This window comes from Stenotrophomonas sp. 1278 (assembly GCF_029892765.1).
Classification (GTDB): domain Bacteria; phylum Pseudomonadota; class Gammaproteobacteria; order Xanthomonadales; family Xanthomonadaceae; genus Stenotrophomonas; species Stenotrophomonas indicatrix.
In genome coordinates this window covers 32685-52631 of sequence record NZ_JARXWD010000011.1, presented here as the reverse complement: position 1 = coordinate 52631, position 19947 = coordinate 32685, and the positions used below count along the sequence as shown (strand labels likewise).

Annotated in this window: 14 protein-coding genes; 6 read left to right on the top strand and 8 right to left on the bottom strand. The window is 67.1% G+C overall.

Going from position 1 to position 19947, the window contains the following annotated elements; all coding sequences use genetic code 11:
• Positions 1-205: 205 nt before the first annotated feature.
• From M2299_RS11725 to M2299_RS11710, 4 genes are all read right to left on the bottom strand, one after another.
• Positions 206-766 (bottom strand): TlpA disulfide reductase family protein, encoded by a 561-nt coding sequence (locus tag M2299_RS11725; protein ID WP_280884388.1) that lies wholly within the window; start codon positions 764-766, stop codon positions 206-208.
• A complete protein-coding gene (locus tag M2299_RS11720; RefSeq protein ID WP_100436978.1) occupies positions 763-3153 on the bottom strand; it encodes a protein-disulfide reductase DsbD domain-containing protein in 2391 nt (796 codons plus the stop codon). The genes M2299_RS11725 and M2299_RS11720 overlap by 4 nt, the downstream gene beginning before the upstream one ends.
• The gene (cutA, locus tag M2299_RS11715; protein WP_025878647.1) at positions 3150-3488 is read right to left on the bottom strand and encodes a divalent-cation tolerance protein CutA; all 339 of its coding nucleotides are present in this window, start codon (positions 3486-3488) and stop codon (positions 3150-3152) included. Before cutA ends, M2299_RS11720 begins: the two co-directional genes overlap by 4 nt.
• A 68-nt stretch (positions 3489-3556) precedes the next feature.
• Positions 3557-5347 (bottom strand): endonuclease, encoded by a 1791-nt coding sequence (locus tag M2299_RS11710; RefSeq protein WP_280884387.1) that lies wholly within the window; start codon positions 5345-5347, stop codon positions 3557-3559.
• A gap of 352 nt (positions 5348-5699) precedes the next feature.
• Here M2299_RS11710 and M2299_RS11705 point away from each other — a divergent pair, with 352 nt between their 5' ends.
• Entirely contained in the window at positions 5700-5987 is a 288-nt protein-coding gene (locus tag M2299_RS11705; RefSeq protein WP_025878649.1) for a co-chaperone GroES, read from the top strand.
• 82 nt (positions 5988-6069) lie between these two features.
• Complete coding sequence (gene groL, locus M2299_RS11700; RefSeq protein ID WP_025878650.1) at positions 6070-7719, top strand: chaperonin GroEL; 1650 nt, start codon at positions 6070-6072, stop codon at positions 7717-7719.
• Between the two features lie 142 nt (positions 7720-7861).
• Here groL and M2299_RS11695 read toward each other — a convergent pair whose 3' ends face one another.
• Positions 7862-9025, bottom strand: coding sequence for a serine hydrolase domain-containing protein (locus M2299_RS11695; protein WP_280884386.1), 1164 nt, complete (start codon positions 9023-9025; stop codon positions 7862-7864).
• Positions 9026-9203: 178 nt separating this feature from the next.
• On the opposite strand from M2299_RS11695, the gene M2299_RS11690 reads away from it, so the two are divergent.
• The 4 genes from M2299_RS11690 (at position 9204) to M2299_RS11675 (ending at position 12214) form a co-directional block, all read left to right on the top strand.
• On the top strand, positions 9204-9704 hold the full coding sequence (locus M2299_RS11690; RefSeq protein ID WP_280884385.1) for a MarR family transcriptional regulator: 501 nt from the start codon (positions 9204-9206) through the stop codon (positions 9702-9704).
• The gene (locus tag M2299_RS11685) at positions 9701-10438 is read left to right on the top strand and encodes a DNA alkylation repair protein (protein ID WP_099785566.1); all 738 of its coding nucleotides are present in this window, start codon (positions 9701-9703) and stop codon (positions 10436-10438) included. The genes M2299_RS11690 and M2299_RS11685 overlap by 4 nt, the downstream gene beginning before the upstream one ends.
• Before the next feature lie 188 nt (positions 10439-10626).
• Entirely contained in the window at positions 10627-10887 is a 261-nt protein-coding gene (locus tag M2299_RS11680) for a hypothetical protein (RefSeq protein WP_025878654.1), read from the top strand.
• A gap of 253 nt (positions 10888-11140) precedes the next feature.
• A complete protein-coding gene (locus M2299_RS11675) occupies positions 11141-12214 on the top strand; it encodes a 3-deoxy-7-phosphoheptulonate synthase (protein WP_280884384.1) in 1074 nt (357 codons plus the stop codon).
• A gap of 210 nt (positions 12215-12424) precedes the next feature.
• On the opposite strand, the gene M2299_RS11670 is transcribed toward M2299_RS11675, so the two are convergent.
• The 3 genes from M2299_RS11670 to M2299_RS11660 are packed head-to-tail and all read right to left on the bottom strand — an operon-like array spanning position 12425 to position 19781.
• Positions 12425-15484, bottom strand: coding sequence for an efflux RND transporter permease subunit (locus tag M2299_RS11670; RefSeq protein ID WP_280884383.1), 3060 nt, complete (start codon positions 15482-15484; stop codon positions 12425-12427).
• A complete protein-coding gene (locus M2299_RS11665; protein ID WP_280884382.1) occupies positions 15481-18612 on the bottom strand; it encodes a multidrug efflux RND transporter permease subunit in 3132 nt (1043 codons plus the stop codon). Before M2299_RS11665 ends, M2299_RS11670 begins: the two co-directional genes overlap by 4 nt.
• Complete coding sequence (locus M2299_RS11660) at positions 18609-19781, bottom strand: MdtA/MuxA family multidrug efflux RND transporter periplasmic adaptor subunit (protein ID WP_280884381.1); 1173 nt, start codon at positions 19779-19781, stop codon at positions 18609-18611. Before M2299_RS11660 ends, M2299_RS11665 begins: the two co-directional genes overlap by 4 nt.
• Positions 19782-19947: the final 166 nt, after the last annotated feature.

Below are 19947 nucleotides of genomic sequence, written 5' to 3'. Positions count from 1 at the left end.
GGTCCGGTTGCGGGGGACGCCGTAAACCCATCCATGGGGGCTTGGCCGCGGCATGGATGCCGCGGCCAAGCCTACAAGGACGTACTTGCGGCGTCCCCGCAGTCCGACACCGCCCCGCCATCCCACGGAAGCCCGCTGTAGCTGTAGCGGTTGCTGTTGCTGTTGCTTGAAAGCATCTGCAGGTGCAGGGCGCAGCCCTGCCGACCTACTTCGCCCAGCCTTCGATTTCGCCGTGCGCGAACGGTCCGAGCTTGGCCTTCACCATCCGTCCCTGTGCGTCGAACAACACGCTGTAGGGCAGCAGACCCTGCGCGTTGCCCAACTGCACGCTGGCATCGCGTGGGCCGGGGGTATCGAGCACGATGGGATAGTCCACCGGCACTCGCTGCAGGAAATCACGCACGCCGTCCGGCGTATCCAGTGCCAGGCCCAACACCTGCACGCCGTGTGCGCCCTGGCCCTCGGCAAAGCGGGCCAGTTCGGGCATCTCTTCCACGCAGGGGCCGCACCAGCTGGCCCACACATTGACCAGCAATGGCCGGTCCTTGAAGCGTTCGCGGATATCCAGCGCGTGACCTTCAGCGTTGGCAAGCACCAGCGCCGGCAGCGGATCACCGGGCCGCAGCATCGGCAGCGCCGGCGGCGATACCGCAACAGGCGCTGCAGTTTCCGTCGCCGGCTCCGGCGCCAGCCGGTTGCCGGCCCATAGGCCAAGACCGGCAGCCAGCACTGCTGTCCACAGCAGCGCTGGCCGTTGCCACTTCATCGCGCGGTGCGCAGTAGTGCTTCTTCCACCAGCGCCTGCGTCAGCAGGGTCGGCAGCACCGTCGGCGGGGCGCCGGGGCCGTACACCACGTACAGCGGCACGCCCACGGCCTTGTGCTCATCCAGGAACGCGGTGATCTGCGGGTCGACATTGGTGTAGTCGCCACGCATGTACACCGCGTTGGTGCGCTTGAGCAGTTCCTTGAACTCCGGGCGCGACAGCACCGCGCGCTCGTTGGCCTTGCAGCTCACGCACCAGTCGGCGGTCATGTTGACGAACACCACGCGGTTGTCGGCGCGCAGGCGGTCCAGCATCTGCGGCGAATAATCCACCACGTTCTCGCTGCTCGCCTGCGCGGCACGTGACGGCGGTGCCAGCTGGGTCACACCCCACACCGGCACCAGCGCGGCGATCACCAGCAGCACGCCCAGCAGCCCGGCCGCGCGCTGGCTGCGCCAGCGGCTGCGTTCGAACAACCACAGGCCACCGGTAAGCAGCAGCAGGCCACCCAGTGCCAGCGCCATGCCATCCACGCCGCGCTGCTTGCCCAGCACCCACAGCAGCCACAACGCGGCGGCGTACATGGGGAAGGCCAGCACGTGCTTGAGGGTTTCCATCCACTGGCCCGGCTTGGGCAGGCGGCGGGCCAGCGCCGGCACGAAGCCGATCAGCAGGAACGGCAGGGCCAGGCCCAGGCCGAGGAACAGGAACACCAGCATCGCCGCTACCGGCGGTGCAACGAAGGCATAGGCCACCGCCGGGCCGAAGAACGGCCCCACGCAGGCACTGCCGACCACGCAGGCCAGCACGCCGGTGAAGAAGTCGCCGGCCGGGCCACTGCGTCGCGCCAGCGACTGGCCGAAGTTGCCGATGCCGCCGCCCATGGTGAACACGCCGGACAGGCTCAGGCCCACCGCGAACATGATGTAGGCCAACGCCGCGACCACGCCGGGATGCTGCAGCTGGAAACCGATGCCGACCGCATTGCCGAGCATGCGCAGGCCGACCATCAGCGTGCCGATCACCGCGAAGGCGACCAGCACGCCCAGCGTGTACCACATGGCATGGCTGCGGGCGCGCTCGGCGCTTTCACCGCTCTGCGCCAGGCTCAGCACTTTCAGCGACAGGATGGGCAGCACGCAGGGCATCAGATTCAGCACCAGGCCACCGCCCAGTGCCAGCAGCAGTACCCACAGCAGCGAGCTGTCGGTTTTCGGTACGCGGCTCGGAGCCTTGGTACGCAGCGCATTGTCCTGCTGCGCGTCGGCGGCGAAGGCATCGCGCGAGCCGTTGCTGGCGTCGGCACCACCCGTGGCGGCCGGTGCGTCGTTGGGCACGGTCGGAAGCAGGCGCAGCGGTGTGCCGTTGGCGCCCTCGCGGGTGCCGGCAGTGGCCGAAGCCGGCAGCGAACGAATCACTTCGTCGCGTGCGGCAGGTGCATCACTGGTGGCGTTGGCCTTGCCGGCGGGGATCGACAACTTCACCCGGCGGGTCATCGGCGGGTAGCAGATGCCATCGGTCTGGCAACCCTGGAAGGTCACCACCAGCGTGCTGTCGACCGCCTCGGCGCGGCTGCGGCGCAGCGGCACCGGCACTTCCACCTGGTTGAAATAGACCGCCACATCACCGAAGTGCTCGTCGCGGTGCGACTGCGCCGCCGGCCAACGCGGCTTGTCGGCCAGTACTCCGGCGCTGCCTTCCAGCTTCAGCGAGGTGCGGTCGCGATACAGGTAATAGCCCGGTGCCGGGCTGAAGCGCAGCAACAGGGTGTTGCCATCGCTGGCGATGGCATCGAAGCCGAATGCCTGATCCGAAGGCAGCGGCAGTGCCTGGCTGTTGCTGGTGCCCGGCAGTCGCAGGCCACCGCCACTGCCGGCGCCGCCCAGCGGGTTGTTGAATGCACTGGCGCCGGTGGCGCGTGCGGTCGGCAGCGTGGCCGCCGCACCGCCTGCACCGGGCAGGGTCACCTGCACCACGCGCTTCTGCGGCGGGTAGCACACACCAGCATCGGCGCAGCCCTGGTAACGCACTTCCAGGCTGATGGTGCCGGCGGCATCGGTGGGCGCGCCGGGCAGGGTGGCCTGCAGGCGCTCGCGGTAGGTCTCCACCTCACCGAAGAAATCGTCGTGGTGCTTCTTGCCTGCGGGCATCTGCAGCGCAGCGGCGTTGAACGCCGGATCGGCCTTCACCGTGGTGCGGTGGCGATACAGGTAGTAGCCCGGGGCGATCTTGAACTGCAGTTGGATCTGGCCACGCTCGGGCGCGCTGGCGGTCAGCGCGAACGCCTGGTCCACCGGCAGCAGATCCTTCTCATCCAGCGCGAAGGCCGGCAATGAAAGCCACAACAGAGCGCACAAGGCGGCGCCACGCGCAAACAGAGTCTTCAATCAGTGTCCTCCCGGGTCTGTGCCCGGATCCAGTCCAGATACGCCGGCAGGCCGGCCCGGGTTTCGACCGCGATGCACTCCGGGAGTTCATACGGATGCAGTTCGACGATCCGGGCGATGGCTTCATCGACACGGCTTGCGGTGGTCTTCACCAGCAGCTGCAGCTCGGCGTCGGTGGTGACCTCACCCTGCCAGCGGTAGGTCGACTGAGCGCCGTCCAGGCGGGTCACGCAGGCAGCCAGATGCTCGGCGACCAGCGCATGCGCGATGCGCTCGGCACTGGCCCGGTCCGGGCAGGTGGTCAACAGCAGCAGGACGGGATCGACGGTCGACATGACCGTCGAGTATAGGGCCGTCGCCGGGGCAGGTCCCGGCGACGGCAGTGGACCGCAGCGTTGCGCGGTCAGTTGGCCAGCTGGCAGGTGGCCGGCTTGGCCGAGGTGAACAGGCCCGGGGTGGCCCACTCGGGGTGGTCGATGAAGGGGTTGCGGTTGCCCTGGAACGAGTAGATCACGTCATTACGCGCCTGCTCGGCGGCATCTGGCGGATCGGACAGGTGCCAGTCGATCAGGGTCGACAGCAGGCCCATGTAGGCCGGCGAGCTGCTGGTCTTGACGATCTTGCTGCGGTCGTCGGTCAGTTCCAGGTCCGGTTCGGACTGGCCGGTGGCCGCATCCTTGCCACCTTCATAGCGGATGGCCATGTACATCACCGCGCGTGCCATGTCGCCCTTGCGATGGCCCCACACCTCGAAGGTACCGGCATTGCCATCCGGTGTACGTACCCAGTTCGAATTGCCCGGGTAACCACCGCTGCCACCGCCGTGGCCGTTGTTGGCTTCGGTGGCACGCTCGCCGCAGTTGGCATCGCACTTGCCGAACGGCTTGTTGCCGCGGTCGGCATTCCACTGTGCGTCGGTCAGGTACAGCATGTGGGTATCGGTGTAGGGCGCGTACGGCAGGCCCTTGTCACCGGTGGTGCTGGCAAAGCCCAGCGAGTTCGGCCAGGTGTGCTCGCGGTTGTACTTCAGTCCACCGCCACTGCCTGCACGGTCGGTCACCTTGGCGAAGCTGTGGTTGCGGTAGGCATCAAGGATCCGGCCACTGTTGTTCGGATCTTCGTCGGCGATTTCCAGGATGGTCCAGGTGCTGGTGCCCGAGCCACTGTACGGATACGCGGTGTGGCCCTTGATGGTGGCGTGCAGCGAGCAGCGCAGCTGGCTGGGGCTGCTGGTGTTGACCTTCGAGTAGTAACCGGCCGGTCCGCCGGGATTGCCCGGGTCCGGATTGCCGGTGGTGGTGGCCACGGTGAAGGCGATGCGGCTGTCGGTCGCGGGGCGGGCACCCTGCGCATCGGTGATGCGTGCGGCACGGATGTCGAAGCGGCAGGCTTCACCGGCGACCAGCGCGGTGTTGGTCGACAGCTTCACGCTCTTGCCGCTGGCCGGCCAGGTCAGCGGCACGCTGCCCGAAGTGCCGCAGGTCAGTGCGAAGGCGCCGCTGGCGAGGTTGACCGTTTCGCTGAATACCACTTCCAGGTCGGCGGCGGCAGGGAAGGTGCTGCTGCCCTGTGCCGGCGTGGTGGTGGACACCGACGGCGGCGTGTTCGGGCCCGGGGTGCCACCGCCACTGAAGGTCTGGTTGTTGTTGCAGCTGCCGAAGGTCTGCCTGGCCGATTCGGCCCAGGTGAAGTGCGCGTACTGGCTGCCGCTGCCGGTCAGCTGCAGCGAGGTGCCCGCCGCGGTGCTGTTGGTTTCGGCAACCGGAATGTTCTGGCTGGTCATGCCGGCGGCGGGGCCACCGGAAGCGGTGATCGCGCCCTCGTAGCTGAGGAACTGGACCACCTTGCCGCTGGAGTCGACCAGGGCGATGCCGTCGTTGGCACCGTTCTGCAGGCCGTTGCTGGGGTAGGTGACCACCGCCAGGGTGGCGCTGCCGCAGCTGGCCGCGGTTCCGGCCGGCACCGCGTTGTTGGCGTAGACCGTGGCGGCCGACGGGTTGCTGCCGTTGTAGAGGTACAGGCGGTAGCCGGACAGGTCCTCGCCGGCAGTGGCGACCACTTCGATGGCTTCGCCGACGTCACCGGCAGCGGTGCTGTCGTCGTAGTGCAGTTCGTTGATGAAGACCTCGGCCTGGGCCGGCGCGGCAGCCAGGGCCAGCAGGCAGGCGGCGGCGAGCGGGGACAGCAATCGCATCGACTACTCCTTGTGATTGGGAATGCCGGGCCACCCTAAAGCCGATCCGGTGACACTTTGTCGTAAATGAACGCCAGATATCTGACAGTGCGACGGCGGTCACCAAATGGTGGCCAATTCCCCCTTGGCTTGCCGCGACGCATCCCTATAAAGGCGTCCGCGCAGGGAAGGAGTGCCGCCGGGCCGCCGGGAAAAATTTCGGGGGCGGGCCTTGAAAGGCCTCCGGAGGTCTCCATCTCTGTCGTGCTCCCGACCTGTCGGGCTTTTTCACGCGCGTTGCTGGCAGTCGCCTGGTGCGAGTGCTAACATCGCCGGACTTTTTCAGACCAATCAATAACTTAAGAGGTCCCACATGAGCATCAAGCCGCTGCACGACCGCGTTGTGGTCAAGCCGATCGAAGCCGACGAAGTTTCCGCCGGTGGCATCCTGATCCCGGACTCCGCCAAGGAAAAGTCCACCAAGGGTGAAGTCGTGGCCGTGGGCCCGGGCAAGCCGCTGGACAACGGCAACGTGCGCGCTCCGTCGCTGAAGGTCGGTGACAAGGTCATCTACGGCCAGTACGCCGGCAGCTCGTACAAGAGCGAAGGCGTCGAGTACAAGGTCCTGCGCGAAGACGACGTGCTCGCCGTCATCGGCTGAGCGTCGGCGCGACCTGCTTCATCCCCTGATTCCAACACCCAGCCGCCGGGCATGGCCCGGCGCTACCAATGAGGTAAACGCAATGGCTGCCAAGGATATTCGTTTCGGTGAAGACGCCCGTTCGCGCATGGTGCGCGGCGTCAACGTTCTCGCCAATGCCGTCAAGGCCACCCTGGGCCCGAAGGGCCGCAACGTCGTGCTCGAGAAGAGCTTCGGCGCCCCGACCATCACCAAGGACGGCGTGTCCGTCGCCAAGGAAATCGAACTGGCTGACAAGTTCGAGAACATGGGCGCGCAGATGGTGAAGGAAGTCGCCTCGCGTACCAACGACGACGCCGGCGACGGCACCACCACCGCCACCGTGCTGGCCCAGGCCCTGATCCGCGAAGGCGCCAAGGCCGTTGCTGCCGGCATGAACCCGATGGACCTCAAGCGCGGTATCGACAAGGCCGTCGTGGCTGCCGTCGCCGAGCTGAAGAACATCTCCAAGCCGACCGCTGACGACAAGGCCATTGCCCAGGTCGGCACGATCTCGGCCAACTCGGACGAGTCGATCGGCCAGATCATCGCCAACGCGATGAAGGAAGTCGGCAAGGAAGGCGTGATCACCGTTGAAGAAGGCTCGGGCCTGGACAACGAGCTGGACGTGGTCAAGGGCATGCAGTTCGACCGCGGCTACCTGTCCCCGTACTTCATCAACAACCAGCAGTCGCAGACCGCTGACCTGGATGACCCGTACATCCTGCTGCACGACAAGAAGATCTCCAACGTCCGTGACCTGCTGCCGGTGCTGGAAGGCGTCGCCAAGGCTGGCAAGCCGCTGCTGATCGTTGCCGAGGAAGTCGAAGGCGAAGCGCTGGCGACCCTGGTGGTCAACACCATCCGCGGCATCGTCAAGGTCGTGGCCGTCAAGGCTCCGGGCTTCGGCGACCGTCGCAAGGCGATGCTGGAAGACATGGCCGTGCTGACCGGCGGCACCGTGATCTCCGAGGAAGTCGGCCTGTCGCTGGAAAAGGCCACCATCAAGGACCTGGGCCGCGCCAAGAAGGTGCAGGTCTCCAAGGAAAACACCACCATCATCGATGGCGTGGGTGACAAGGCTGCGGTCGATTCGCGCGTTGCGCAGATCAAGACCCAGATCGAAGACACCTCCTCGGACTACGACCGCGAGAAGCTGCAGGAGCGCGTGGCCAAGCTGGCCGGTGGCGTTGCAGTGATCAAGGTCGGCGCGTCGACCGAAATCGAAATGAAGGAAAAGAAGGATCGCGTCGACGACGCCCTGCACGCGACCCGTGCAGCCGTTGAAGAAGGCGTGGTCCCGGGCGGCGGCGTTGCCCTGGTCCGTGCGGTCTCCGCACTGGCTGGCCTGAAGGGTGCCAACGAAGACCAGAACCACGGCATCCAGATCGCCCTGCGCGCGATGGAAGCCCCGCTGCGCGAAATCGTTGCCAACGCCGGTGAAGAGCCGTCGGTCATCGTCAACAAGGTCAAGGAAGGCACCGGCAGCTTCGGCTACAACGCCGCTACCGGCGAGTTCGGCGACATGCTGCAGTTCGGCATCCTGGACCCGACCAAGGTGACCCGTTCGGCGCTGCAGAACGCAGCCTCGATCGCTGGCCTGATGATCACCACCGAAGCCATGGTTGCCGACGCTCCGAAGAAGGACGAGCCGGCCATGGGTGGCGCCGGTGGCATGGGCGGCATGGGTGGCATGGGCGGCATGGACTTCTAAGTCCCGCTGCACTGCTGCAATGAAAAACCCCGTCGCAAGGCGGGGTTTTTTTTTGGGTGGCGTGTTGCCGCCAATGGGCACACGCCAATGGGTCCATGCCAATGGGTCCATGCCAGTAGATCCACGCCATGCGTGGATGGCGTCAGCGCACGAACACCTTCTCCGCGCCGTACTCCCAGTCCCACGGCACTCCGGTATCGCCCAGCACGAACGCCACCAGCGCCGGAAACACCGCCTCGGCGCGGACATCGTTGCCCAGCATCACCACGCAGCGCTGGCCCTGCTCGATGCACACCAGGGTGTTGCCCACCGCGTCATCGTGGCCGCCCTTGTAGAAGCCGGGCCCCTGCGGTCCGCGGAAGGTGACCACGCCCAGGCCGGCTGCCAGGTCCCTGCGCCGCTCCGCTACCGGCAGTTCCGCCTGCAGGGTCGGAAACTGGCTGGCCGTGGTGATCGGCAGCTGCGGACGTACCAGCTCCTGCCGCATCGCCGCTGAAAGGCCTTCGCCGCGCACATAGCCCGCTGCGAAGTTGGCCATGTCGGCGATGGTGGTATCCATCGAGCCGGCGGCCCGCACCCGGCTGCGCTCGTCATGCGGCTCGGGCGTGCCATCGGTGGTCCAGCCGTCGGCCAGGTTGGTGGCGAAATCCTCGCGCCACATCATGCTGGTGCGCGGCATGCCGAAGCGGTCGAACACGCGGCGCTGCATCAGCGCGCCGATGTCCTGGCCAAGGCGCCCCCGTTCGAGCACGAACTGCAGCAGGATCAAGCCTTCGCCGGAATAGCCGTAGCGGCTGCCCGGATCGAAATGGAATTGCAGCCTGCCATCCGGTTCCAGAAACGCGAAGTTGGCAAAGCCGCTGCCATGATTGAGCAGCAGGCGCGGGGTGAGCCGGCGCCAGCGTTCGTCGCCAGCCAATACGCTGTAATCGGCGTAGTGCTTCGTATCGACGGGGTAGTCCGGCAACGGCTTGTCCAGATACGTGGCAATGCCGGCGTCCAGCGCGATCACCTGGTCCTGTGCCAGCTGCGCGATCAGGTGGCCAAAGGCCATCTTGGTCAGCGAAGCGGCGTACATCACGGTGTCGGTACGCAGCGGTTCGCCGGCGGTGTTGCGCTCGCCATAGGCGGCCACGTGCACCACCTTGCCAGCGTCGATCACCGCCAGCGCCATGCCACGTGCGTGTGCGGCCTGCATCAGCCGTTGCGCCTGGGCATCAATGCGGGCCGGCGATGGCAGCGGTGGTGGCGCAGCGACTACGGCCATCGGCAACAGCGTCAGCAACAACAGGACGGCACGGCACATGCGTGGAACTCCTGGCGGGACGTGGCGCGATGCTACCGCAGCTTTGGCTGCCGGCGCCGGTCGACCCCATCCAGGCCCCGGGGCGGCGCCGCGTCATGCCCTGCGGCAGCCCGGTCCGGACTTGCGCCCTGCGGGATCGAAAATATAATAAGGCGCCTAATCATCACGGATATGATGGATGCTTGAAGCAAAACACACGGCTCTCATCCAGGAGGCTGGCCGTCGCGGCGATCCCCGCCTGGCCCAGCTGCGCCTGTGCTTCCAGCTGCTGGCGTTGTCCAGCGCGGTCGACCGTGACTGCGCTTCACGCCTGGCGCCGCACGGCCTCAGCGAAAGCCGCTTCGTGGTGCTGTTCCTGCTGCACGGCGCTGGTGGCACGTTGCCTCCGCACGAGTTGGCCGAGCGTGCCGGCGTCACCCGCGCCACCATCAGCGGGTTGCTCGATGGCCTGCAGCGTGACGGCCTGCTGCAGCGGCGCAACGATGCCGAGGATGGCCGCCGCCTGCAGATCGTGCTGACCGCGCGCGGCAAGCGCTTGGCCGGCGATCTGTTCGACCAGCACACACAATGGATCGGCGGACTGTTCAACGGTCTTGATTCCCGCGAACAGGTGCAGTTGTCGCTGCTGCTGGAAAAAGTCTGGCGACACACCGACGCAGGCCAGGAAACAGGCACATGAGCGGCACCATCGGCACGGCACGCCTGCAGGCACTCAATGCGGGCAGCGTATCCAGCACGCACCTGGCCGAGTGCCTCGCAGTGGATTTCGCCGCACTGCTGCAGGCGGTGGCACCAACCTTGCCCCAGGCGTCCATTCAGCGCATGCGCGCCGCTGCAGGCAAGGGAATCACCCAGCGCATGGCATTGACCGCAGCGGTGCTGCGCGAGGCAGGGCAGGGTGACGTGCACTGCTGGCAGGCGCACCCCTCGGACACCGTGCGCGGTTGGGCCTGCTATCTGATCGGCGCCGACCCGCAGGCGGCATTGGCCGACAAGCTGCAGGCCATGCGTCCTCTGGCAGATGATGCGCACTTCGGCGTGCGCGAATGGGCATGGTTGGCCTTGCGCAGCGATATCGTCGCCGAGCCGCTGGAAGCGTTTGCCCTGCTGCAACCCTGGACGCAGCAGCGCTCGCCGCATCAGCGCCGCTTCGCCTGTGAGGCGCTTCGCCCCCGCGGTGTATGGGCCACGCACATTGCGCTGTTCAAGCAGCACCCCGAGCACGCGTTGCCCCTGCTGGAGGCCCTCGCTGACGATCCCGAGCGCTATGTGCAGGACTCGGTCGGCAACTGGCTGAACGACGCCGGCAAGAGCCAGCCCGACTGGGTGCGCGATGTATGCACGCGGTGGCAGTCAACGCACGACAGCGCAGCCAATACGTACATCCGCAAGCGTGCGCTGCGCTCGCTGTAGCGCCGTACCGTTCACCCGCGTTTCCCGTTAGTGCCGGCCGCTGGCCGGCAACCCCATGACCTTCAAGGGAGACCCCATGCGCCACCGCCCCATCGGACGGCATTCCGGCACCCCCGTGGCACATGCGCGTGTCATCCATTCCGGGTAAAGATGGCGCTCGGCCGCATCCACCCGCAGGGAAGTCGAGCATGCAGAGCAAGATCCAGGTGACGTTGTACGGAGCGCTGGGCAGCAGTCCAGCGCTGCAGGTACCCGGCCTGGAAGGGCCGGTGGTGGCCATCCAGGAAGCCACCCTGCGGCAGCTGGTGTCCGATCTGTATACGGCCAGGTCCATGCTCAACCCCGAACAGCTTGATGAGGCCAGGCAGGAACTGGACCGCGTGGTGGAGCGTTGGGTCGACATCCACGAGACGCTGCTGCTGGATGTGGAAGTGCATGGCGGCCGATAGTCCGCTGAACCGCGCCCGCAGTTGCGGATGAAACAGTTGGCACCCGCCAAAACCCTGTGTTATCAATAGATCCCATGAACGCAGCCCACGCCAGCTTTTATTGGTATTACTTTCCGAAGCCCCCGGCGGAGGAAGGATTGCGCTCACCCTGAAGAAAGCTTCAGACGCATTCCCGAAAGCCGCCAGCGAACCTGGCGGCTTTTTTCATGTCGCCACGCTGCGGACCCCCAACGTTCCGTAGAGACCCCTCACCATGCCCCCGCACACCGACGACCTGCGTATCCGCACCATCGAACCGCTGACACCGCCTGCCCAGCTGCTGGCGATGCTGCCCTGCGATGACGAAGCCTCCGACACCGTCAGCGCCTCGCGCGCCGCCCTGCACCAGATCCTGCATGGCCGCGACGACCGCCTGGCGGTGGTGGTCGGGCCGTGCTCGATCCACGATCCGAAAGCCGCCATCGAGTACGCACAGCGCCTGAAGCCGCTGCGCGATGCGCTGGCCGGCGAGCTGGAAATCGTCATGCGCGTGTACTTCGAGAAGCCGCGCACCACGGTGGGCTGGAAGGGCCTGATCAACGATCCGGACCTGGATGGCAGCTTCAAGATCGACAAGGGCCTGCGCATCGCCCGTGGCCTGCTGCGCGACATCAACAAGCTGGGCCTGCCGGCTGGCGTCGAGTTCCTCGACGTGATCTCGCCGCAGTACATCGCCGACCTGGTGGCATGGGGCGCGATCGGTGCACGCACCACCGAAAGCCAGGTGCATCGTGAACTTGCGTCGGGGCTGTCGTGCCCGGTCGGCTTCAAGAACGGCACCGACGGCAACGTCAAGATCGCCGCCGATGCCGTGGGCGCGGCCTCCAATCCGCATCACTTCCTGTCGGTCACCAAGCAGGGCGGCACCGCCATCGTCTCCACCACCGGAAACCCCGACTGCCATGTGATCCTGCGTGGCGGCAAGCAGCCGAACTACGATGCGGCCAGCGTGGCCGATGCCTGCCAAGCGCTGGCCAAGGCCAAGCTGCCGACGCGCCTGATGATCGATGCCAGCCACGCCAACAGCCTGAAGAACCACGAAAACCAGCCGAAGGTGATCGAAGACATCGCCATCCAGCTGGAAGACGGCGAGCAGCGCATCGTCGGTGTGATGGTCGAAAGCCATCTGGTCGGCGGTCGCCAGGAACTGGTGGGAGGCCAGCCGCTGGTCTACGGCCAGAGCATCACCGATGGCTGCATTGATTGGGACACCACCGTGCAGGTGCTGGAGCGGCTTGCCGCTGCGGTGCGCGCCCGCCGTGAGGTGAAGGTGTCCGAAGCCGCTTGAGTGCGGCACGTGTGTGGATGGCGGCCAGCGCCTGCGGGGGCGCGGCCGCGATCAGGGCCGGTCGGAGTTGGAGACCGGCCCGTCTGCACCGGCGATGCGCCTGGCGCTGCGTATGTGCGACAGCGCCAGGTACATCGCCGGGGTGGCGTGAGACCCGAACCGGCGATGGCCGCAGTAGACCCACGCCATGCGTGGATGAAGCCGCCTCGCTCACCGCCTCGCCCGTACTCGCGCCAACGCCAGATACATCGCCGGCGTGGTGTACAGCGTCAACCACTGGCTGACCAGCAACCCGCCGACGATGGCGATGCCCAGCGGCTGCCGCAGCTCCCAGCCTTCACCGTTGGCCAGCATCAGCGGCAATGTGCCCAGCAGTGCCGCCAGCGAGGTCATCAGGATCGGCCGCAGGCGCAATCGTGCCGCTTCCATCACTGCATCCTGCGCACTCAGCCCGCGGCGTTCGCCGGCCAGGGCGAAGTCGACCAGCAGGATCGTGTTCTTCATCACCACGCCCACCAGCAGGAACAGGCCGAGCAGGGCGATCAGGTTCAGTTCGTTGCCGAACAGCCACAGTGCCAGCAACGCCCCGATGCCGGCCGAGGGCAGCGTGGACAGGATCACCAAGGGCTGCAGGAAACTCTCGTAGAGGATGCCCAGCACCAGGTACACCGCCAGCGTCGCACCCAGTACCAGCCACAACTGGCGCGAACGCAGCTGCTCCAGGCCACCGGCCTCGCCGGAAAGCTTGGCCTGCACCGAGCGCGGCAGCATCAGTTTGGCCATCGCCGCATCAATCGCCCGGGTGGCCTGTTCCAGGCCCACGCCGGGTGCCAGCGCGAACTCGATCCAGATCGAGGCGAACTGCTCGCTGTGATACACGCGGTCCGGCGCCATGCCATAGCGCCAGCTGGCGATGCTCGACAGGGGAATGCGCTGGCCGCTGCCATCGATCACCTGCAGCCGTGCCAGCGTGCCCGGGTCCTGGGTGTGCTTCGGGTCCAGCTCCATCACCACCCGGTACTGGTTGAGGCTGTCGTACAACGTGGCGACCTGGCGCTGGCTGAAGGCGTTGTTGAGCATGTTGGCCACAATGCGCAGGTCCACGCCGTGGCGCGCCGCTGCCTCGCGGTCGATGTCCAGCATCACCTGGCGCATGCCGGCCTCGCCCTGCGCTTCCACGTCCACCAGTTCCGGCAGGCCACGCAGCGCAGCAGCGACCTTCGGTGCCCATTGGCGCAAGGGTGCGGTGTCCGCTGACAGCAGCTGGAATTCGTATTTGCCGCTGCTACCGGCGCCTTCCAAGCGGATGTCCTGGTCCACCCACAGGTACAGATTACCGCCGGGCAGCTTGGGCAGGCGCGCACGCAGGCGATCGATCACCTGCTGGCTGGAGACTCTGCGTTCGGCCAGCGGCTTCATCTTGATCATGATGAAGGCGTTGTTGACCCCGTTGCTGCCACCGATATACCCGATGATGTCCTCGATGGCCGGGTCGGACAGCAGCAGTCTGCGGTAGGCATCGATCTTCGGCTGCATCGCCTGGAAGGACAGGCCGTCATCGCCACGCGCGAAGCCGCGCAGCTGTGCGGTGTCCTGCTGCGGAACGATGCCCTTGGGTACCTGCTGGAACAGCCAGGCGTTGAGTGCGATCACTGCCACGAAGGCCAGCAAGGGCCAGCGCAGGTGACGCAGGCTGGCCTGCAGGGTGCGCAGATAGGTGCCACGCACGCGCTCGAACAGCGCATTGCTGCCGCGCTGCCAGCGCGAGGGTTGTTGCGCGTTATCGACGAACAGGCGCGCACACAGCATCGGCACCAGGCTGAGCGCCACCAGTACCGACACCGCCATCGCTGCTACCAGGGTCAGCGAGAATTCGCGGAACAGGCGCTCGACGAAATCGTCCAGGAACAGGATCGAGACGAACACCACCGCCAGCGCCAGGTTCATCGATAGCAACGTAGCGCCCACTTCCGATGCACCACGCACCGCCGCCTGCCAGCGGTCGGCGCCCAGCTCGCGATGGCGCGCGATGTTCTCCAGCACCACGATGGCGTCGTCCACCACCAGTACCGCCGCCACGATCAGGGCCATCAGCGAGAGCGTATTGAGCGAGAAGCCCATCAGCGCGATCAACGCCAGCGTGCCGAACAGCACCACCGGAATCGCCACGCTGGGTACCAGTGCTGCGCGCCAGTGGCCGAGGAAGCCGAGCACCACCAGTACCACCAGCGCGATCGCCAGCAGCAGGGTCACTTCTGCTTCGTGCAGGGTGGCGCGGATCACCGGCGAGCGGTCCATCACCAGGCGCATGTCCACCGTGCTGGGCAGCAGTGCGTGCAGCTGCGGCAACTGCGCCTGGATGGCATCGACGGTGGCGATGATGTTGGCGCCGGGCTGGCGGCTGACGATCAGCAGCACGGCAGGGCGTTCGTTGTGGAAGCCACTGGCATAGCGATCCTCCACGCCATCGACGACGGCAGCGACATCGCCCAGTCGCAGCAGGCGGTCATCGCTGGCCTTCAGCGCCAGCTGGCGATACTGCGCGGCCTGGCGCAGCTGCAGCGGCGCTTCCAGTTGCCAGTGCTGCTGCGCGCCTGCGACCGCACCCAGTGGGCGCACTGCATTGGCGCGGCTGATTGCCTGTGCCACGTCTTCCAGTGCCAGGCCTGCGTGAATGAGAGCATTGGGGTCCAGCGACACGCGAACCGCCGGCAGCGCGCTGCCGCCCACCTGCACTTCGCCCACGCCGGGCACCTGCGACAGCTTCTGTGCCAGCACAGTCGAACCCAGGTCGTACAGCTGGCCCGGCGAGAGCGTATCGGAGGTCAACGCCAGCGCCAGGATCGGCGCCTGCGACGGGTTGACCTTGCGGTACTGCGGCATGCCCGGCATGCCGCTGGGCAGCTGGCCGCGGGCGAGGTTGATCGCGGCCTGCACTTCGCGCGCGGCCTCGTCGATGTCGCGGCCGAGCACGAACTTCAATTCGATCTCGGTCTGCCCCTGGGTGCTGGCCGAGTCGATGCGCGAGATGCCGGGCAGGCTGCCCAGCGCACGCTCCAGCGGCGTGGCCACGGTGGCCGCCATCGATTCGGGCGAGGCGCCAGGCAGGCTGGCGCTGACTTCAATGGCGGGGTAGTCGACCTGGGGCAGCGGTGCCACAGGCAGCAGGCGCAGCGCCAGCAGGCCGGCCAGCACCAGTGCCACCGCCAACAGGAGGGTCGCCACCGGACGCTGCACGCAGGCCTGTGCCAGGCGTGCCACAGGGGTCATGCGCCGGCCTCGCCAGCGGTTGCCGGTGCTGTCGCGCGGCGACGCTGCAGACGGTCGAAGGCCAGGTAGATCACCGGCGTGGTGAACAGGGTCAATACCTGGCTGACCATCAGGCCACCCACCATCACCCAGCCCAGCGGCTGCCGCAGCTCGGCGCCCGAGCCACTGGCCAGCATCAGCGGTACCGCGCCGAACAGCGCGGCCAGGGTGGTCATCAGGATCGGCCGGAAGCGCAGCAGCGCCGCCTGGTGGATCGCCTCACGCGGGCTCATGCCGCGCGTGCGCTGCGCGTCCAGCGCGAAGTCGATCATCATGATCGCGTTCTTCTTCACCAGGCCGATCAGCAGCACGATGCCAATCACTGCGATCAGGTCCAGGCTGCGTCCGCTCACCCACAACGCGGCCAGGGCGCCCACGGTCGCCGAGGGCAGGGTGGAGAGAATGGTGATGGGGTGGATGAAGCTCTCGTAGAGCACGCCCAGCACGATGTACATCACCACCACCGCCGCCAGGATCAGCCACAGCGTGCTCGACAGCGAACTGCTGAAGGCCGCCGCCGCGCCCTGCAGGCGCAGCTCGATGCTCTGCGGCAATGCCACCTGTGCCTGCGCGGCATGCACGGCATCCACCGCTTCGCCCAGCGATGCGCCGGGCGCAAGGTTGAACGACAGCGTGGCCGCCGGGAACTGACCGACATGGTTGCGCAGCAGCGCCGTTGGCCCCTGCTCGACGCGCGCCACCGCGCCCAGCGGCACGGTCTGGCCGTTGCTGCTGCGCACGCGCAGGCCGCTGATCGCCTCCGGCCCCGGTTGCCGCGCGGGATCGGCCTCCAGCACCACCCGGTACTGGCTGGCCTGGGTGAAGATGGTCGAGATCTGCCGTTGCCCGTAGGCGTCGTACAGTGCGTCGGCCACCGCTTCCACACTCACGCCAAGGCGTGTGGCGGCATCGCGGTCGATGCTCACCCTGGCCTGCCGGCCCTGCATCTGCAGGTCATTGGCCACATCACGCAGCGCCGGCGATTGGCGAAGCGCTTGCAACAGTTTCGGCGTCCAGGTTTCCAGCGTCTGCAGGTCCGGCGTGGTCAGGGTGAACTGGTACTGGTTGCGGCTGATGCGGTCTTCGATGCCCAGCTCCTGCACCGGTTGCAGGTACAGGGTGATACCGGGAATCCTCGCCACGCGCTGCCGCAGCCGCGCCATCACCACGTCGGCGCCCTCGCGCTCGCCGTGTGGCTTCAGTTCGATCAGCAGGCGGCCGGTGTTGAGGGCGGCATTGTTGCCGTCCACGCCGATGTAGGAAGACAGGCTGGCCACGGCTGGGTCCTGTTCAATGGCCGTGGCCAAGGCAAGCTGGCGCTCGCGCATGGCCTGGAACGAGATCGCCTGCGGGGCTTCGCTGATGCCCTGGACCAGGCCGGCATCCTGCACCGGGAAGAAGCCCTTCGGCACGGCGAAATACAGCGCCACCGTCAGCGCAAGCGTGGCCACGGTTGCCAACAGCATCAGTGGCTGGCGCTGCAGTACCCAGCGCAGCTGGCGGTCGTAGAGGGCGATGATGCGATCGAACACGTCGCGCTTCGGGGTCGGAGCCCTGACCGGATCCGACCCGGCCAGGGTCAGATCCCCGTGGGGCGCTGACTCCTTGGCATGTGGTTTCAGGAAGCGCGCACACAGCATCGGCGTCAAGGTCAGCGACACCAGCAGCGAAATGCCGATGGCCACCGCCAGCGTCACTGCGAACTCATGGAACAGCGCGCCCACCAGGTCGGCCATGAACAGCAGTGGGATCAGCACGGCGATCAACGAGACCGTCAGCGACACCAGGGTGAAGCCAATCTCGCTGGCACCTTTCAGCGCTGCCTCGCGCGGGCTTTCACCGTCTTCCAAGTGGCGGGCGATGTTCTCCAGCATCACGATCGCATCGTCCACCACGAAGCCGGTGGCGATGGTCAACGCCATCAGCGTGAGGTTGTTGAGCGAATAGCCGGCCAGCAGCATCACCGCGAACGTACCGATCAGCGACAGCGGCACCGCCACGCTGGGAATCAGCGTAGCCGGCAGGTTGCGCAGGAATACCCAGGTGACCAGCACCACCAGCGCGATGGCCAGCACCAGTTCCTTCTGTACGCCGCGCACGGACGCGCGGATCGATTCGGTGCGGTCGCTGAGCACGGTCATCTGCACGCCGGCCGGCAGCGTGGCCTGCAGCTGCGGCAGCAACGCACGCACCTGTCCGACCACGGCGATGACGTTCGCGCCGGGTTGGCGCTGGATGTTCACCAGCACCGCCGGGGTGGTGCCGCTCCATGCCGCCAGCTGGCGGTTCTCGGCGCCGTCGGTGATGGTGGCCACATCGCCCAGCCGCAGCGGTGCGCCCTCACGCCAGGCCAGCACCAGTGCGCGGTATTCGGCAACGCTGCGCATCTGGTCGTTGGCATCGAGCATCACCGCGCGGATCGGGCCATCGAAGCTGCCCTTGGGCAGGTTGACGTTGGCTGCGGCAATCGCTGTGCGGATGTGGTCCATGCCCAGGTTGTTGGCGGCCAGTGCGGCCGGATTGACCTGGATGCGCACGGCGGGACGCTGGCCACCGGCCAGGCTGACCAGGCCCACACCCGGCAACTGCGCCAAGCGCTGGGCGATGCGGGTATCGACCAGGTCATGCACCTGGGGCAGCGACAGGCCCTGCGAGGTCACCGCCAGGGTCAGGATCGGCGTGTCGGCCGGATTGACCTTGCGGTACACCGGCGGCACCGGCAGGTCGCCGGGCAGGAAGCTGCCGGCGGCGTTGATCGCCGCCTGCACGTCCTGTTCGGCCACGCCCAGCGACACCTCCAGGCCGAACTGCAGGGTGATCACCGACGCTCCCCCGGAACTGGTGGACGACAGCTGCTTCAGGCCGGGGATCTGCCCGAGCTGGCGCTCCAGCGGCGCGGTGATGGTGCGCGTGGTCAGCTCGGGGCTGGCGCCGGGGTACAGCGTGGTGATCTGGATGATCGGATAGTCGACCTGCGGCAGCGCCGCCACCGGCAGCAGGCGATAGGCCAGCACGCCGGACAGCAGCAGCGCCACCATCAGCAGGGTGGTGGCGACCGGGCGCAGGATGAAGGCGCGCGAGAGGTTCATGCGCCGGCCCTGGTCGATGCCTCCTCGGTGATGATCTCCACCGCGGTGCCGTCTTCCAGCCCGTCGATGCCTTCGATCACCACCTTGTCACCAGCCACCAGACCGGAACGCACCGCCACGCGTCCGTCGTCGGCCGGACCGAGCACTACCGAGCGACGTTGTGCCTTGTTGTCCTTGTCGACGATGTGCACGTAGTTGCCCTGGCTGCCGAACTGCACGGCGGCATCGGGAATCAGCAGCGCGGGATGCTCACCCAGCTGCAGGCGCACATTGACGAACTGGTTGGGGAACAGCGCCTGGTCGGCGTTGTCGAACTGCGCGCGCAGCTTCAGCGTGCCGGTGGCGGTATCGATGCGGTTGTCGACGCTGGACAGGGTGCCACTGGCGAGCTGCCGTCGTTCTTCGCGGTCCCAGCTTTCCACCGCCAGCGCCGGCTGCGCCTGCACCGCATCGAGCAGGGCGGGAAGCTCCGGCTCGGGCACGGTGAACAGCACGCTGATCGGCGCCGTCTGCGCCAGCGTGACCAGGCCTTCGGTATCGCTGGCGTGCACCAGGTTGCCTACGTCCAGCCGGCGCAGGCCGACACGGCCGCTGACCGGGGCGATGATGCGCGTGTACTGCAACTGCAGGCGTGCTTCGTCCACCGATGCCTGGTCGCTGAGGCGGCGCCCCTGCAGCTGCCGCACCTTGCTCTGCTGGTCGCTCAGTTCCTGTGCCGACACGTAGTTCTGTCGCTGCAGTTCGCGGTAGCGCTGCAGCTGGCGCTCGGCATTCTCCAGCTCGGCCAGGTTCTGCTGCTGCGTACCCTGCGCGTGCGCGAGCTTCACTTGGTAGGGGCGGGGATCGATCTGTGCGAGCAGGTCGCCGGCGTTGACCTGCTGACCTTCCTGGAAATGCAGGCGCATCAGTTCGCCGTCCACGCGGCTGCGCACCACCACGCTGTGCAGCGGAGTGACCGTACCGACCGCCTTCATCCGCAGCACCAGCGGCTCGGCGCTGGCAAGGGCGATGCGTACAGGCACCGTCTTGCCGCTGCCGGCTTCGCCACTGCCCGCCTCGGCCTGCGGCCACAGCCACCACGCCAGGCCAGCGACAAGGGCAAGGGCAAGACCGGCAACGACCAGCAGCAGGCGGGCACGACGTGAGCGGGAGTTTTCGGCGACAGACATGGGGCATCCTGCGCCCTGCGTGCACGCAGGGTCATGCGGGCCCGTCGGCACCACGAAGGGCCACGGGCAGCGGGGAGGGGGATTGTCTGGCGGGGCCGCGGACGCGGCGTGGCTGGATGCCGTCGCGCGTGCGACGGGGCGCCAATGGTAGCGGTTTACGCGGGCT

Excerpts from the sequence above, each read along its gene's own strand:
- M2299_RS11705 (WP_025878649.1), top strand. The coding sequence starts at position 5,700 with ATGAGCATCAAGCCGCTGCACGACCGCGTTGTGGTCAAGCCGATCGAA.
- M2299_RS11680 (WP_025878654.1), top strand. The coding sequence starts at position 10,627 with ATGCAGAGCAAGATCCAGGTGACGTTGTACGGAGCGCTGGGCAGCAGT.
- groL (WP_025878650.1), top strand. The coding sequence starts at position 6,070 with ATGGCTGCCAAGGATATTCGTTTCGGTGAAGACGCCCGTTCGCGCATG.
- M2299_RS11675 (WP_280884384.1), top strand. The coding sequence starts at position 11,141 with ATGCCCCCGCACACCGACGACCTGCGTATCCGCACCATCGAACCGCTG.
- M2299_RS11695 (WP_280884386.1), bottom strand. The coding sequence starts at position 9,025 with ATGTGCCGTGCCGTCCTGTTGTTGCTGACGCTGTTGCCGATGGCCGTA.
- M2299_RS11660 (WP_280884381.1), bottom strand. The coding sequence starts at position 19,781 with ATGTCTGTCGCCGAAAACTCCCGCTCACGTCGTGCCCGCCTGCTGCTG.
- M2299_RS11685 (WP_099785566.1), top strand. The coding sequence starts at position 9,701 with ATGAGCGGCACCATCGGCACGGCACGCCTGCAGGCACTCAATGCGGGC.
- M2299_RS11670 (WP_280884383.1), bottom strand. The coding sequence starts at position 15,484 with ATGACCCCTGTGGCACGCCTGGCACAGGCCTGCGTGCAGCGTCCGGTG.
- cutA (WP_025878647.1), bottom strand. The coding sequence starts at position 3,488 with ATGTCGACCGTCGATCCCGTCCTGCTGCTGTTGACCACCTGCCCGGAC.
- M2299_RS11710 (WP_280884387.1), bottom strand. The coding sequence starts at position 5,347 with ATGCGATTGCTGTCCCCGCTCGCCGCCGCCTGCCTGCTGGCCCTGGCT.
- M2299_RS11725 (WP_280884388.1), bottom strand. The coding sequence starts at position 766 with ATGAAGTGGCAACGGCCAGCGCTGCTGTGGACAGCAGTGCTGGCTGCC.
- M2299_RS11665 (WP_280884382.1), bottom strand. The coding sequence starts at position 18,612 with ATGAACCTCTCGCGCGCCTTCATCCTGCGCCCGGTCGCCACCACCCTG.
- M2299_RS11690 (WP_280884385.1), top strand. The coding sequence starts at position 9,204 with ATGCTTGAAGCAAAACACACGGCTCTCATCCAGGAGGCTGGCCGTCGC.